This window comes from Prevotella melaninogenica, assembly GCF_013267595.1.
Classification (GTDB): domain Bacteria; phylum Bacteroidota; class Bacteroidia; order Bacteroidales; family Bacteroidaceae; genus Prevotella; species Prevotella melaninogenica_D.
On sequence record NZ_CP054011.1, the window covers coordinates 53,522 to 69,447 of the forward strand.

Below are 15,926 nucleotides of genomic sequence, written 5' to 3' on the forward strand. Positions count from 1 at the left end.
TGTTTGAGAGCTACGGACGCCCCCATCTGTTCACATATACCTATTAGGTAATATTACTCAGATGAGGGCGTTTCTCAGTGTAGTCTATATATATTAAAGGTGTACTAATCTATTACACCTTCAATAGGGGAGGGGCAAACTTTACAATTTGCTTTCAACCCACTTACGAGCATTTACAAATGCCTCAATCCATGGTGTAACCTCGTCCTGACGACGCTCACGTGGATAGTAAGCCTGCTGCCATGGGAAGATAGCACGCTCCAAGTGTGGCATCATTGCAAGGTGACGACCATCTGCAGAGCAGATACCTGCTACATTATAGTCAGAGCCGTTAGGGTTGCCTGGATATTCAGCGTAGTTGTATTTAGCGATGATATTGTACTTATCTTCTGCCTCTGGGAGGTAGAAACGACCCTCACCGTGTGCTACCCAGATACCGAGTTTGTTGCCGCTCAAAGAACCGAACATCACACTATTGTTCTGTGGAATGGTCAAGTTCAAGAATGAACTCTCAAACTTCTTGCTGGTATTGTGGCAGAGGTGAGCACGATGCTTGTGCTCTGGATTGATAAGGTTCAACTCAACCATCAACTGACAACCGTTACAGATACCCAATGAAAGTGTATCTTTGCGTGCATAGAAGCGGTCAAGTGCCTGCTTAGCCTTTGGGTTATAGAGGAAAGCACCAGCCCATCCCTTTGCAGAACCAAGTACGTCTGAGTTAGAGAAGCCACCGCAGAAGACAATCATATTTACTTCTTCCAAAGTCTCACGACCAGTGATAAGGTCGGTCATCATGACGTCTTTCACCTCAAAGCCTGCCAAATAGAGTGCGTAAGCCATCTCACGCTCACCATTGGTACCCTTCTCACGAATGATAGCTGCCTTTGGTGTTTGGTGATGGGTGTTAGGTGTTGAAGTCTTCCAACGGTCTGCATCGAGTCCATACTGCTGGAGTGTACCTGTGAAGTCTGCATTAAACTTCATCTCGATTGGCTGCTTCTTATAGTTCTGGCAGCGCTTCTTAGCCATGCCATTCATACTTTGTTTGCGATCGAGCAAGTACGAAGTCTTATACCATGTCTCACGCATTGCATCAATATCGAATTCTGCCTTCCAATCGCCATCAGCGATGCTGAGCGTGCGCTTATCAGGACTTGGTGTACCGATACGAGCAAATCCGATACAGTTCTCTGTCAAGAACTCTTTGACTTCTTCCTTATGTTCATCAGCAACCTGAATAACAACACCTGGGTTCTCTGCAAAAAGCTTCTTGATTACATCGTCACCCTTGATATCATGAAGGTTGATATGCAAACCACCTTCAGCATTAGCAAAGGTCATTTCAAGCAATGTTGTAATCAAACCACCTGCTGAAATGTCGTGTCCAGCAAGTATCCATCCACGGCGAATCATCTCCTGTACAGCATCGAAACAGTCGCAGAAGTACTGTGGTTCTTTCACGGTTGGAACGTCACTGCCAATCTTTCCGAGACTCTGTGCAAAGGCTGAACCACCTAAACGCTGCTCGTCAAAACTGAAGTCGATATGATAGAGGCGTGTGTTCTTTTCATTAACAAGTACTGGAGAAACCACCTGACGAACATCGCTTACCTCACCACCACTGGTCACAATGACGGTTCCTGGAGAGATAATCTTATCTCCATTAGGATATTGCTGAGTCAGAGAAAGTGAATCCTTACCCGTTGGAACGTTCACACCGATAGCACAACAGAAGTCTGATAATGCCTTAACCGCACTATAAAGACGAGCATCTTCACCCTTCTGTGAGCGACAAGGCCACATCCAGTTGGCTGAAAGACTCAAGCTGTCCATGCCGTCTGCCAATGGTGCCCATACAATGTTGGTCAATGATTCAGCTACGGAAAGGACAGAGCCTGCCTCTGGTGATGCGAGTCCTGCCTGTGGAGCGTGACCGAGTGCGGTAGCAATACCCTTATGGCCACGATAGTCTAAGGCTACAACACCACAGTCTGAGAGTGGCAACTGAATCTCACCCTGACACTGCTGACGGGCTACCTTACCCGTTACGGAGCGATCAACCTTGTTTGTCAACCAGTCCTTACATGCCACAGCTTCCAACTGAAGCACACGCTGGAGGTATTCCTCCACCTTATTTATACTATAAGAAACATTCTCATATTTGCGCTCAACGGTCTCATCCTTCATGATTGTCTTTGGAGAATGACCGAACATCTGTGCTACGTCTAAGTCGAATGGTTTTACACCATCGCCCTGTACAAATGAAAAGTGAGCATCACCTGTAGTCTCACCAACAACATACATTGGTGCACGCTCACGCTCAGCAATTTTCTTCACGTGGTCGAGATGCTTCTCGTCAATGAGTAAGCCCATGCGCTCCTGTGACTCGTTGGCGATGATTTCCTTGGCACTCAAAGTCTTGTCACCGATAGGTAACTGTGTCATTTCAATCTTACCACCACATTCTTCAACAAGCTCACTCAAGCAATTCAGGTGTCCTGCAGAACCGTGGTCGTGGATAGAAACAACTGGGTTGTTGTCTTCTTCTACCAATGCACGTACGAGGTTATAAGCGCGTTTCTGCATCTCTGGATTAGCACGCTGTATGGCATTCAACTCAATACCATTTGAGTAACGACCAGTATCAACTGATGAAACAGAACCACCACCAAGTCCGATACGATAGTTATCACCACCAACGACAACTACCTTGTTACCAGCCTGTGGTTCACCCTTCAGACAGTCGCGCTTGGTACCATAACCAACGCCACCTGCAAGCATAATCACCTTGTCGTAAGCATACTTCTCACCATTCTCTTGATGTTCAAATGTGAGTAGTGAACCAGTAATTAATGGCTGACCAAACTTATTACCGAAATCGCTCGCACCATTAGATGCCTTGATAAGAATCTGCTCTGGAGTTTGATAGAGCCACTGACGGACAGGAAGGATGTCTTCCCAATCACGTAAGGCTGGAGTTGTACCGTCATCTTCTGTCAGACGAGGGTAAGCGGTCATATAGACTGCTGTTCCTGCGATAGGCCATGAACCAACGCCACCGCCCATACGGTCACGAATCTCACCACCCGTACCTGTTGCTGCTCCATTGAATGGCTCAACGGTAGTTGGGAAGTTGTGGGTCTCGGCTTTCAGAGAGATAACACTCTCAATAGGCTTTACTCGGAAATAGTCGGATGTGCTTTGGTTTGCTGGTGCAAACTGCTCTATCTCTGGACCTTGTGCGAAAGCTACGTTATCTTTATAAGCTGAAAGAATCTTACCAGGATTCTCTTTTGTAGTCTTCTTGATGAGGCTGAAGAGACTGCTCTCCATCACCTTACCATCAATGACGAACTCTCCACCGAAAATCTTATGGCGGCAATGCTCAGAGTTAATCTGTGCGAAACCGAAGATTTCAGAGTCGGTGAGTGGTCGGCCATTCTGCTTCTCAATCTTATGGAGATACTCCATCTCCTCAGGTGAGAGTGCTAAGCCTTCCTCTTCGTTGAACTTCTCCAAGTCCTCCACACGCTTGATAGGCTCTGGCTCGTGGTTGACAGTGAAGATTGTCTGGTCCAAACCATCATACATACGTTGCAACATCGGGTCATAATCAGCCTCTTTGCTGCTTACAGGGAAGTACTCCTCTATACGCAAAATGCCGTCAAGACTCATGTTTTGAGTAATCTCGACGGCATTCGTACTCCAAGGAGTAATCATCTCACGGCGTGGTCCCACATAGTAGCCCTGCAGTGTCTGTTCGTTCTGCAAGTAGGTGGCATCGCCATAGAGCCAACAAAGTTCGTTGATTTCCGCGTCGGACAATGCATGATTGACTTCTGTGGCAATCACGCTTTTGGACTGAGTTCTGAAGAAAAGAATCATAGTCTGTATATAAAATTTGGTGTTACTTCTGTTTGCAAAGATACGATATTCTTTGGATATACTGCCCTTTTGTCCAGTGTTTTTTAGTCTTCTTAGGTATTATAAATAATCAGACTCGTTTTTGTATGTCTTATCCTGCTAAAGTTGTATTTGTTGTCTTGAATTTCGTTTCATGAAAATAATTGGTTCTTCCGTTAAATGTATAGATTGAAAATAGAATAAGACTTATACATCTGCTTAGTATGACTATCCCAAATTAGATGGTCTTTCAATGGGGATAGGCTACAAGATAAAATGCAAATTGATACTATATCTATCTGCCGCCTACAAGAAGTTTATGCTCTTATTGACCGATGTTTGTAAACTATTTTTAATCAGACCAAAATCAATATATGCTCTTTTGTGCTCTAAAAGACGGCTAATTGACTTGCAAAAGATGCTCTTTTGAGGGCTAACTAACGCCCTTTTGAAGTCCAATTAAGCACCTTTCACTTTTCTACTTTATAACCTATTGATTTCCTTATGGTTACAAACCTGCTCCGTGTATATGCTTTTGCCGTTATTTACAGATGTATCATTTGAAATTATGTAATAATTTTTCAAATCCTTGTCTACGGATTTTCGAAGTCTTAAAATGAAAAGGTTTTCAGTGTCAGAGGATGATAAAAGAATAGATAGTTGACAGTCTTAGCTATATTTTTGTTTAATAAGTAACTTCGGTTCTTCCGTTAAAGCAATACGAAAAGCATCCGCGCATTTAACGGAAGAACCTAACAAAAGCCGCTATTGAGATAAAACATAATTTTTTCATATTTCCAGATTCTGCTTTAGTTTTCATTCCACCACATAATGAAGATTATACCTGCACAAACTGAGCCAATGAAAAATATAGAAGAAATGACATGCCAAACGGCATTATTCTTATGACTTTCAAATTTATGGAAATAGCCTATATATTCCTCATTTTTTTCGCTCAAGAAGTGGGTAAACAGTAAGGAAAGACAACAAGTGGTTATAAGAAATATATGGAAATGGGAATTCTGAATAGGAAGTATTCTAAATTTCTTGAAAACTGATAGAATAAGCATTTCATAAGGAACAAACATAAAAGCTAATGATCCTTCTGCACGCGCAATACCTACTCCTATATTTATATCATAAAAAACGACTTCCATTGTTTTATACACATTTCTTATATAGTGCTCTAACGTTGGATTATTTTTCTGAATATAGCCAAATGGATTCCAAAAATATAGCCGTTTGCACACACGGTTGATAAAAGGTCCAAGTATTCGTATCGGAATACGATAACTCCATCTTTCTGCACAATATAGAGAATATAATAGTCTTATTACAAATAGTTTCATCTCTAATAAACGTAATCTTATAAACTAAAGTTTCCCACCCCAATAAATATAGATAGAAACATAACAGTTTGTCGAATTTTCTTTGTAAATTAGTAATCGCCAAACAACTGATTTTAAAGACAAAACAGCAAAACTGTTATGGAAGCAAAAATAGAGAAAAGAAGTGAGTTATCCAAACTTTTGAGTGTTAAAACTCGAATGAGTGATGATTTATTTCTTTCTTCTTTTTGGCAAGTTTGGCATCGGTCACCTATTATCTCGTCTTTCATTGGAGAAACAGGACGGTGTTTCGGCTTCGGATTTAATCCTTTCTCTTTGCCTCTTCCGCATTGTGGGCGAGAGCATCCACCGTATATACAAACATTTTTCCTATGTTCCTATGTTCTTTCTTGCTCGAAGAACCTGTCTCTCGGTTATTGTATCTTCCAATTGTTTATTCTGTATAATTTCATCAAAAAGTTCCATTAATTGTAAGTTTCAGGTTAAAAATGTCTAAACTCATTATACAACTCTTTGTTTTACACGTCTTTATAATATCTTTGCAATAGATATGCCGCATTCAGTGAAATGAGGTCAGTTTTTTGTGTCAGTTTACGTTGTCTTCATAAAAGTAGGAATATCACGTTTGGCATAGTTATAAACTGATTTCTTTTAATGTTTGTAGGATGAATCTATTACAAGTAGTATAATAACCAAAATAAAATAGTAAATATGAAAAAGAGTCTTTTTATTGTAGCTTTGGCGTTGGGTACACTTGCATTTAGCAGTTGTGCCAGCAAGAAAGATTTGGAGAATTGTCGTACAGAGAATAATCAGTTGACGGCAGATTATCAGAATGCTAAGGAAACGATTGCTGCCAATAATGCACGTATCAAGAGTTTGGAAGATCAGTTGGCTCAGGCAAGAGAGAGTGCTGCTGCATTGCAGGGTAGTCTTGATAACAGTTTGAGAAATGCCAATTCAAACAATATCAACATTTCTAAACTTGTTGATCAGATTAACGAGAGTAATCAGTATATCCGTCACTTGGTTGAGGTGAAGTCTAAGAGCGATTCTTTGAATATGGTGTTGACAAACAATCTTACCCGTTCTTTGAGCCGTGAGGAGTTGAAGGAGGTTGATGTACAGGTTCTGAAGGGCGTTGTTTATATCTCTTTGGCTGACAATATGCTTTATAAGAGCGGTTCTTATGAGGTGAATGATCGTGCTGAGCAGACATTGAGCAAGATTGCTAAGATTATTACTGATTATAAGGATTATGATGTGCTGATTGAGGGTAACACTGATAATGTGCCTATCAACACTACTACAGACAAGATGAAAAATATCCGTAATAACTGGGATCTCTCTTGTCTCCGTGCAGCTTCTGTTGCACAGTATCTGCAGGATCGCTTCGGTGTAAATCCTAAGCGTTTGACTGCTGGTGGTCGTGGTGAGTATAACCCACTCGCAACTAATGATACTGAGTTGGGTAAGCAGCGTAACCGCCGTACGCAGATTATCATTACTCCAAAGCTTGATCAGTTCATGGATCTCATTGGTGAGGCTCCAGAGGCTAAGGCTACAAAGTAATCTGATTATGAATAATGACGTTCTGTTCTTGATTCTCCAGCGATGTCCACGGAGGTATATGTGGATTTTGGCTGTATTTTCCGTATATATGATTTATTTCTGTGGAGAGTGTCCCGGAGAAGCATTGTGGTATTTACTGCATTGATAGAATAGAAAACGTTGATAAATATAAATCTGCATCTTGTCTATACCATATTGGCAAGGTGCAGATTTTTTCTTTATATATAATATAAGGTTTGTATATGGATGTTGCTTTTATGATTTTAGCTACATTGGTAGCAGTCGAACACATGTATAATGTGTCTTGAAACGATATTTACAAAATCGAGAACAACTGCGCGTGCATTCAATATGGAAGTGGAGGAATTAAGTCGCCCAGCTGTATCTACGTTATTTAAAAATCAAGGTGTCTATAATCTTTTATTGGCAGTGTTGATTTTAATAGCAGTTTGGGTTACGAATGATTTGTTTTGGACACGTTGTTTTTTGTCATATGTAGCATTGGTGGCTATTTATGGCGGTATTACAAGTAGTCCAACTATTATTTTAAAGCAGGGTGCGCCAGCTTTGGTGGCATTAATATATAGTTTTGTTCTATTGTAGGTATTTGTTGTTTTGGCTAAAATTGAAACTTCCCTTGTTTTCGATTTTGCGTTTAAGGGGTTATTTCTTGCTTTGTGGCTTTTTAAAGCGCTATTTTAGTTTTTATAGCTTCCAGGAGTGTGGTAGGGGTGTTTTGGGTGTTGTTTTGGTTGATTTGTGTCAAGGTTTTGGGTGATTTTTAAGTTTTTTGAAAAATATTCTTCAAAACATTTGGAGGTTACACAGAAAGTCTATACCTTTGCATTCGCTTTACAAAACAAGCCACCTGGCAAGTTACTTAAAGCAGTAAAGAAAGAGTTCTTTGAAAAGATTTACATAAACAGAGAAGTAGTACAAGAAGCGTCTGTTTGGTTTTATATCAAATGGATGGGTAAAAGAAATGAACCGATCAATTCGTTGTTCCTACTTTTGAGACATCGTCTCAAAACAATTAAGGAACAAAAGAAAAGGTGCTTTTTACTTGATACTTTTAGGATAAGCGTTCTGAAACAGAGATTACTCGGTGGAGTGCTTGGGGAATATTGGTATCCATTATCATTTATCACCCATCACTTATCACCAACACATATTTTACAATGGAGAGTTTGATCCTGGCTCAGGATGAACGCTAGCTACAGGCTTAACACATGCAAGTCGAGGGGAAACGGCATTGAGTGCTTGCACTCTTTGGACGTCGACCGGCGCACGGGTGAGTAACGCGTATTCAACCTTCCCATTACTGTGGGATAACCTGCCGAAAGGCAGACTAATACCGCATAGTCTTCGATGACGGCATCAGATTTGAAGTAAAGATTTATCGGTAATGGATGGGGATGCGTCTGATTAGCTTGTTGGCGGGGTAACGGCCCACCAAGGCAACGATCAGTAGGGGTTCTGAGAGGAAGGTCCCCCACATTGGAACTGAGACACGGTCCAAACTCCTACGGGAGGCAGCAGTGAGGAATATTGGTCAATGGACGTAAGTCTGAACCAGCCAAGTAGCGTGCAGGATGACGGCCCTATGGGTTGTAAACTGCTTTTGTATGGGGATAAAGTTAGGGACGTGTCCCTATTTGCAGGTACCATACGAATAAGGACCGGCTAATTCCGTGCCAGCAGCCGCGGTAATACGGAAGGTCCAGGCGTTATCCGGATTTATTGGGTTTAAAGGGAGCGTAGGCTGGATATTAAGTGTGTTGTGAAATGTAGACGCTCAACGTCTGACTTGCAGCGCATACTGGTTTCCTTGAGTACGCACAACGTTGGCGGAATTCGTCGTGTAGCGGTGAAATGCTTAGATATGACGAAGAACTCCGATTGCGAAGGCAGCTGACGGGAGCGCAACTGACGCTTAAGCTCGAAGGTGCGGGTATCAAACAGGATTAGATACCCTGGTAGTCCGCACAGTAAACGATGGATGCCCGCTGTTGGTACCTGGTATCAGCGGCTAAGCGAAAGCATTAAGCATCCCACCTGGGGAGTACGCCGGCAACGGTGAAACTCAAAGGAATTGACGGGGGCCCGCACAAGCGGAGGAACATGTGGTTTAATTCGATGATACGCGAGGAACCTTACCCGGGCTTGAATTGCAGAGGAAGGATTTAGAGATAATGACGCCCTTCGGGGTCTCTGTGAAGGTGCTGCATGGTTGTCGTCAGCTCGTGCCGTGAGGTGTCGGCTTAAGTGCCATAACGAGCGCAACCCCTCTCTTCAGTTGCCATCAGGTTATGCTGGGCACTCTGGAGACACTGCCACCGTAAGGTGTGAGGAAGGTGGGGATGACGTCAAATCAGCACGGCCCTTACGTCCGGGGCTACACACGTGTTACAATGGCCGGTACAGAGGGATGGTGTAATGCAAATTGCATCAAATCTTGAAAGCCGGTCCCAGTTCGGACTGGGGTCTGCAACCCGACCCCACGAAGCTGGATTCGCTAGTAATCGCGCATCAGCCATGGCGCGGTGAATACGTTCCCGGGCCTTGTACACACCGCCCGTCAAGCCATGAAAGCCGGGGGTGCCTGAAGTCCGTGACCGCAAGGATCGGCCTAGGGCAAAACTGGTGATTGGGGCTAAGTCGTAACAAGGTAGCCGTACCGGAAGGTGCGGCTGGAACACCTCCTTTCTGGAGAGTTCGCTTATTCGTTGATTTAGTTGATAAGTATTTAAGTATACAAGTCAACAAGTTAACGGTAATCAAGCAAATAAAAGAACCTTTGGTTCATTTTTCTTCTTGTACTCACTGACACTGTTTTAAGAATAAGAGAAAGGAAGTCTGGCATGAGAAGCCGCAGTGCTTTCTTCCAACTCAGTCCTATAGCTCAGTTGGTTAGAGCGCCACACTGATAATGTGGAGGTCGGCAGTTCAAGTCTGCCTGGGACTACACATTGGCGCTAAGCCATGTGTGACAGACTTAAAGTGCTTTGATACTTTCTCTATCCCTTGGGGGGATTAGCTCAGTTGGCTAGAGCACCTGCTTTGCACGCAGGGGGTCAACGGTTCGAATCCGTTATTCTCCACTTCGCTGTTCTATGCTTCTGAGGCATTGCCTCAGAACACACAGAACAACAGCACAAGATCTTTGACATATTGACACAAGCAAGACTGTAATGTAGAACTATTCTTTCTTTAAAAAGGAAGAATTAGTATTCTAATTATTGAAGAAACAACTTCAAATTCTTTAGAATCACACAACAGCTGAAAGTATGAGCTACATTCTCTGTAAGCAATTACATAGAAGGCGAAGAAAGTAAGAAAGGGCGCATGGCGGATGCCTTGGCTCACGGAGGCGATGAAGGACGTGATAAGCTGCGATAAGCCTTGGGTAGGTGCAAATAACCTTTGATCCAAGGATTTCCGAATGGGACAACCCAACAGGTTGAAGACCTGTTATCACTACAGACGTAGTGAGGCGAACGAAGGGAACTGAAACATCTTAGTACCTTTAGGAAGAGAAAATAAATAATGATTCCCCTAGTAGTGGCGAGCGAACGGGGAGGAGCCTAAACCTGCTTTGTGGCAACGCTTAGCAGGGGTTGTAGGACCACGCTGTCGTACTTAGATTGTGAGAAGAATGTTCTGGAAAGAACAATCATAGAGGGTGATAATCCCGTATTCGAAGCATGACGAGACGTAGTGGTATCCTGAGTAACGCGGAACACGTGAAATTCTGCGCGAATCCGCCGGGACCATCCGGTAAGGCTAAATACTCCCGTGAGACCGATAGTGAACGAGTACTGTGAAGGAAAGGTGAAAAGCACTCCGATGAGGAGAGTGAAATAGTTCCTGAAACCATGCGCCTACAAGCGGTCGGAGCCGCGTAAGCGGTGACGGCGTGCCTTTTGCATAATGAACCTACGAGTTACCATGTCTGGCAAGGATAAGCGTCATGAGACGCGCATCCGCAGTGAAAGCGAGCCTGAAAAGGGCGTCGAGTCAGATGGGGTAGACGCGAAACCAAGTGATCTACACTTGCCCAGGTTGAAGTCCGGGTAACACCGGATGGAGGACCGCACGGATAAGCGTTGAAAAGCTTCCCGATGAGGTGAGTGTAGGAGTGAAAGGCCAATCAAACTTGGAGATAGCTCGTACTCCCCGAAAGGCATTTAGGTGCCGCGTGCGACGATCTCCATAAGAGGTAGAGCGACCGATAGGTCAAGAGGGCTTCACCGCCTATCGAGACCTGACGAACTCCGAATGCTTATGGACTGCAGTCGTGCAGTAAGGGGGCGGGTGCTAAGGTCCGTCCCCGAGAGGAGAAGAATCCAGACCGCCGTCTAAGGTCCCGAAATTCTGTCTAAGTTAGTCTAACGAAGTCTGGTCCCCGTGACAGCTAGGATGTTGGCTTGGAAGCAGCCATTCATTCAAAGAGTGCGTAACAGCTCACTAGTCGAGGGTCCGGGCATGGATAATAATCGGGTATAAGTCAGATACCGAAGGCGCGGGATAGTAATGTATATTAAAAGTATCGGTAGGGGAGCATTCCATTGGCGTTGAATGGTGAGGGTAACCGATCCTGGAGTTTATGGAAAAGCAAATGTAGGTATAAGTAACGATAAAAAGGGTGAGATTCCCTTTCGCCGAAAGACCGAGGTTTCCCGGGCGATGCCAATCAGCCCGGGGTTAGTCGGGTCCTAAGTCTCAGCCGAACGGCGAAGGCGATGGCAGATGCGGTTAATATTCCGCAACTCGCATATACAGTGATGTGGAGACGGAGCAGTGACACTGCCGCGCCCTGACGGAATAGGGCGTTTAAGTGCGTAGGCTATGAGGGAGGCAGGCAAATCCACCTTCCGAGTTGAACCATGAAAGTACAGGTAATCCTTCGGGATAACTTGAGTGCAGGTAATCATACTTCCGAGAAAATCCGCTAAACTTAATGTATGTGCGACCCGTACCGCAAACGGACACACGTGGTCGGGTAGAATATACTAAGGCGTTGAGAGATTCATGGTTAAGGAACTAGGCAAATTGACCCCGTAACTTCGGGATAAGGGGTCCTCATAGCAATATGAGGCGCAGAGAATCGGTCCAGGCAACTGTTTAACAAAAACACAGGGCTGTGCAAACTCGAAAGATGAGGTATACAGCCTGACACCTGCCCGGTGCCGGAAGGTTAAGAGGAGATGTCACCAGCAATGGGAAGCATTGAATTGAAGCCCCGGTAAACGGCGGCCGTAACTATAACGGTCCTAAGGTAGCGAAATTCCTTGTCGGGTAAGTTCCGACCTGCACGAATGGTGTAATGATCTGGACGCTGTCTCAACCATGAGCTCAGTGAAATTGTAGTATCGGTGAAGATGCCGATTACCCGCGATGGGACGAAAAGACCCCGTGAACCTTTACTACAGCTTAGCATTGACCTTGGTCATCCGATGTGTAGGATAGGCCGGAGGCTTTGAATCGGGTGCGCCAGCATTCGTGGAGCCATCCTTGAAATACGGCCCTTTGGCTGTCTGAGGTCTAACGCGCCTGAGGTGCGGACACTGCTTGGTGGGTAGTTTGACTGGGGTGGTCGCCTCCAAAAGCGTAACGGAGGCTTCCAAAGGTGCCCTCGGGCCGATTGGTAACCGGCCTTATAGAGTGCAATGGCATAAGGGCGCTTGACTGGGAGGCAGACATGCCGAGCAGGCAGGAAACTGGGGCATAGTGATCCGGCGGACGTGTATGGAAACTCCGTCGCTCAAAGGATAAAAGGTACTCCGGGGATAACAGGCTGATCCCCCCCAAGAGCTCATATCGACGGGGTGGTTTGGCACCTCGATGTCGGCTCGTCACATCCTGGGGCTGGAGAAGGTCCCAAGGGTTGGGCTGTTCGCCCATTAAAGTGGCACGCGAGCTGGGTTCAGAACGTCGTGAGACAGTTCGGTCTCTATCTATCGTGGGCGTTGGAGTTTTGCGTGGTGCTGACACTAGTACGAGAGGACCGTGTTGGACAGACCTCCGGTTTACCAGTTGTGCCGCCAGGTGCACCGCTGGGTATCTGAGTCTGGATTGGATAAGCGCTGAAAGCATCTAAGTGCGAAGCCAGCCGCAAGATGAGAACTCCTCATAAGGGTCGTCATAGACGATGACGTTGATAGGGTGTAGGTGTAAAGACGGTGACGTCAAAGCCGAGCACTACTAATTGCCCGAAACTTTCTTCGGGTCTCCCGCCTCCAAATTTTGGAGTGCGGGGACCAGTGACTCAGACTTTGAGCTGTGTATTCTTCTAACGTAAGAAGAAAAGTTCTATATGTTTTGCTTGTGGAAATACGTCACCTTATACGGCTGACAAGTCAGTAGACGAGTTGATAAGTTAACGAGTTAACAAGTTATTAGTTCTCGTGACATTATTTAATAACGGATTTACTGATAAGAAGACAGAAAGAAGACAGGAATAAAGACGAATATCTAGTCAACTTTTCTACTGTGAATTGGTCATCCGAAAGAAATATCAGGTGGTTATTGCGGCGGGGTCCCACCTCTTCCCATTCCGAACAGAGAAGTTAAGCCCGTTTGCGCCGATGGTACTGCAATGCAATGCGGGAGAGTAGGTGGCCGCCTTCTTTTACGAGAGCCTTGAAGAGAAATCTTCAAGGCTCTTTTTTGTTGTTGGGTAATGGGTGTTGGTTGTTGATGAAGTGTTGGTAGGACAGAAGCTGCAATATTATATTGGGCTAATAAGGCTTATAGGGCTTATATAATGTGACAGTAGATATGTGACAGTTGATTTTTAGTGGGGATAGGCATATATTTTAGCAAGTCTAAAAAGAAAGAAACTTTAATTTACTGAGCCATAAAGTTTATTGGGTTCATGAGGCTAATTGGCATAATAGGGCTAATTAGAGGAATATATTCTTTAATAGTATTTTTTCTGAAGTCTTTTATTTTCTTATTTGGTTTCTTGTCTGTTAAGGAAAGAATTATTTACTGTTGCCTGCTTTCTCGTTGTAGAGGTCGTCAAGATAATCATAGAAGCAGTATTTTTGCCATTTTTTATTTAGTTGTTCATAAGTAGGGTTGTGCTTTGTGCGGAGTGTGGTACCATTTGGCGCAAATGTTTCTTCGAGGAGGTAGATTCCTTTTGTATAGTCTCTTATGAGTTTGGAGTATAAAACAAACTTATTGTTGGTGTATTGATATATCTTCCATTTATAACAGTTTTGGTTATCATCACTTTGTTGTGTGACAAGAAATTTTAAGTCTGAAACAATAATAGGATAGCTATTAATGCTATCAGACTTTGCTTTTATGTATTTACCTTGAGCAGTAGACCATAGATAGATAATTGCTTTAGATTCTTGCTGTGGATAGAAACAGATGTCACGTTGTCCGTCAAAGTTGTAATCCTTTTGTTCAATTGTGTATAATTGTGACTTTGTAAGCTGTACTGATTGGAGGAACTTATGATTGACATAGATGTTGGCAAAGTATTTTTCTTTTACCATTTTTATTTCCCAAGTAACTACTTTCTCTTTATTTTTTCTCCACCATTCCCGTTGCTCTTCAGCAGTAGCTCTCTGATAGTTTTTATTATTTGGAGTCATTACGTTCATATAGGAATCCCATCCAAGATGTTGTTTGGAAGGATTAACCCTAAACTCACTACTTCCAATATCTAATCCATTATCATTTGGAATGCGCCCAATACCAAAATTTGCTTTTTTTATAGCATTATTTTTATACGATTTCCACACTCCTTCATACTGATTATTATAATAACCATCCACTTCACTATTTACTTCATCCATATAGACAGAGTCTTTATATATGAAGAAGTCAGACTCTAACTGACCAGAGAATAACCCTGCACCATATTGTTTAGTATCTTCTTTAAATTCATACTTTGCAAGCATTTTATAGCGTTTGATAGGATAGAATTCGGCATCAAGCTGCTTAAATCTGCTGATATGAATATTACCCGTAAAGAAGCATACGTTATCTTTTACACGACTTTTGCCAATAACATGATAAAGTTCAGCTATCTTCTTATCCTTGTAAATGGTATCAAAGTGTATGTATAGTCGTTGCCCATTACCGATGCAGCCAATAGTATTGTTATTCAGCAACAAACGGCTGTAATCGTATCTCATACAATTGTCATCTTTTGCGTACGTTAATTGGAAAGATGTAACTAATAGTAGGATGAGTATTAGGTTTTTCTTCTGCATTGTTATATTTTTTTGTTTCTGCAAATATAATCTTTATTTCTTTATTGAAGTTACTTTCTCCTATATTTTTTTGTTTGTTGAGACAGGGTATAGTTCTATATGACAGAAGAAAAATACATTTATTAATCAATTTGTATGTTTTGCATGATGATAAGGTAATGGTTTTATGTCTATTTCTTCTCTAATAAGGAAAAAACTATTAACTTTGTCAATTACATCAACTTATCATGGTATATTTCATCAAGCGATTTATAGTTTGGCTAAGACGTGTGCGCTACTCCAGAGGATTCGGCGTACAGTCACCTTGGGCATATCGTTTTATTCGTTATGTGGTGAATGAACATTATCCTTATTATAAATATGACCACCTTGCTGAGCAGGTTTATGGGATTGATAAGACAACTCGTAAACTATGCAAGTTTTACTTCCGTTTAGCGAATTATCAGCAAGGTCACACATTTGTAGATTGTTTTCCAACCTCTTCTTGCTACAAGATTTATGTAGATGCAGGTTGCCAGAAAGCCAACTATCATAGGATAACAGAAGCGACATCAGAAGAGGAACTGATACGTTTATTCTCAAACATTGGTGAGTATAGTATGCTGCGTGTACCTCTTGTTGCAAACTATCGTACCGTTGTTGATAAGGCATTGGACCATTTACCTTCATCAAGTGTGTTGATTATAGAGAATATCAAGCGTGACAAAGAAACTCAGAAATACTGGTCAGAGCTTATATCAGATTCGCGCACAGGTGTTAGCTTTGATTTATATTATTGTGGGGTATTGTTTCTGAATAATGATATGGTAAAGCAATCATATATAGTAAATTTTTGAAAATACAAGGTTAAACTTTAGAAATGTAA

The 15,926-nt window shown here is 42.9% G+C and carries 6 protein-coding genes, 2 tRNA genes, 3 rRNA genes and 1 pseudogene; 9 read left to right on the forward strand and 3 right to left on the reverse strand.

What is annotated here, in order from left to right; genetic code table 11:
- Window positions 1-141: 141 nt before the first annotated feature.
- Together purL and FIU21_RS05400 are read right to left on the reverse strand one after the other, a co-directional pair.
- Window positions 142-3,888, reverse strand: a complete 3,747-nt coding sequence (purL, locus tag FIU21_RS05395; protein WP_036885697.1) for a phosphoribosylformylglycinamidine synthase — start codon at window positions 3,886-3,888, stop codon at window positions 142-144.
- 827 nt (window positions 3,889-4,715) lie between these two features.
- Entirely contained in the window at window positions 4,716-5,063 is a 348-nt protein-coding gene (locus FIU21_RS05400) for a hypothetical protein (protein WP_036885696.1), read from the reverse strand.
- 330 nt (window positions 5,064-5,393) lie between these two features.
- On the opposite strand from FIU21_RS05400, the pseudogene FIU21_RS05405 reads away from it, so the two are divergent.
- From FIU21_RS05405 to rrf, 8 genes and pseudogenes are all read left to right on the forward strand, one after another.
- A pseudogene (locus tag FIU21_RS05405) lies at window positions 5,394-5,628 on the forward strand (IS4 family transposase); the annotation flags it as partial.
- Between the two features lie 338 nt (window positions 5,629-5,966).
- Entirely contained in the window at window positions 5,967-6,827 is an 861-nt protein-coding gene (locus FIU21_RS05410; protein ID WP_004358608.1) for an OmpA family protein, read from the forward strand.
- A gap of 351 nt (window positions 6,828-7,178) precedes the next feature.
- Entirely contained in the window at window positions 7,179-7,430 is a 252-nt protein-coding gene (locus tag FIU21_RS05415; protein ID WP_231291296.1) for a DUF1304 family protein, read from the forward strand.
- Between the two features lie 572 nt (window positions 7,431-8,002).
- Window positions 8,003-9,533: ribosomal RNA gene (locus tag FIU21_RS05420) — 16S ribosomal RNA — on the forward strand.
- Between the two features lie 185 nt (window positions 9,534-9,718).
- Window positions 9,719-9,792, forward strand: a tRNA-Ile gene (locus FIU21_RS05425).
- Between the two features lie 62 nt (window positions 9,793-9,854).
- A tRNA-Ala gene (locus tag FIU21_RS05430) sits at window positions 9,855-9,928 on the forward strand.
- A 224-nt stretch (window positions 9,929-10,152) separates the two neighbouring features.
- Window positions 10,153-13,054 (forward strand): 23S ribosomal RNA (locus tag FIU21_RS05435).
- 290 nt (window positions 13,055-13,344) lie between these two features.
- Window positions 13,345-13,457: ribosomal RNA gene (gene rrf / locus FIU21_RS05440) — 5S ribosomal RNA — on the forward strand.
- Together the 16S, 23S and 5S rRNA genes with 2 tRNA genes alongside form the textbook arrangement of a ribosomal RNA operon.
- Window positions 13,458-13,813: 356 nt before the next feature.
- Here the strand turns inward: rrf and FIU21_RS05445 are convergent.
- Entirely contained in the window at window positions 13,814-14,983 is a 1,170-nt protein-coding gene (locus tag FIU21_RS05445; RefSeq protein WP_172891321.1) for a hypothetical protein, read from the reverse strand.
- 305 nt (window positions 14,984-15,288) lie between these two features.
- Between FIU21_RS05445 and FIU21_RS05450 the strand changes: the two genes are divergently transcribed.
- Complete coding sequence (locus FIU21_RS05450) at window positions 15,289-15,897, forward strand: hypothetical protein (protein WP_004361473.1); 609 nt, start codon at window positions 15,289-15,291, stop codon at window positions 15,895-15,897.
- The last annotated feature ends 29 nt before the right edge of the window (window positions 15,898-15,926 follow it).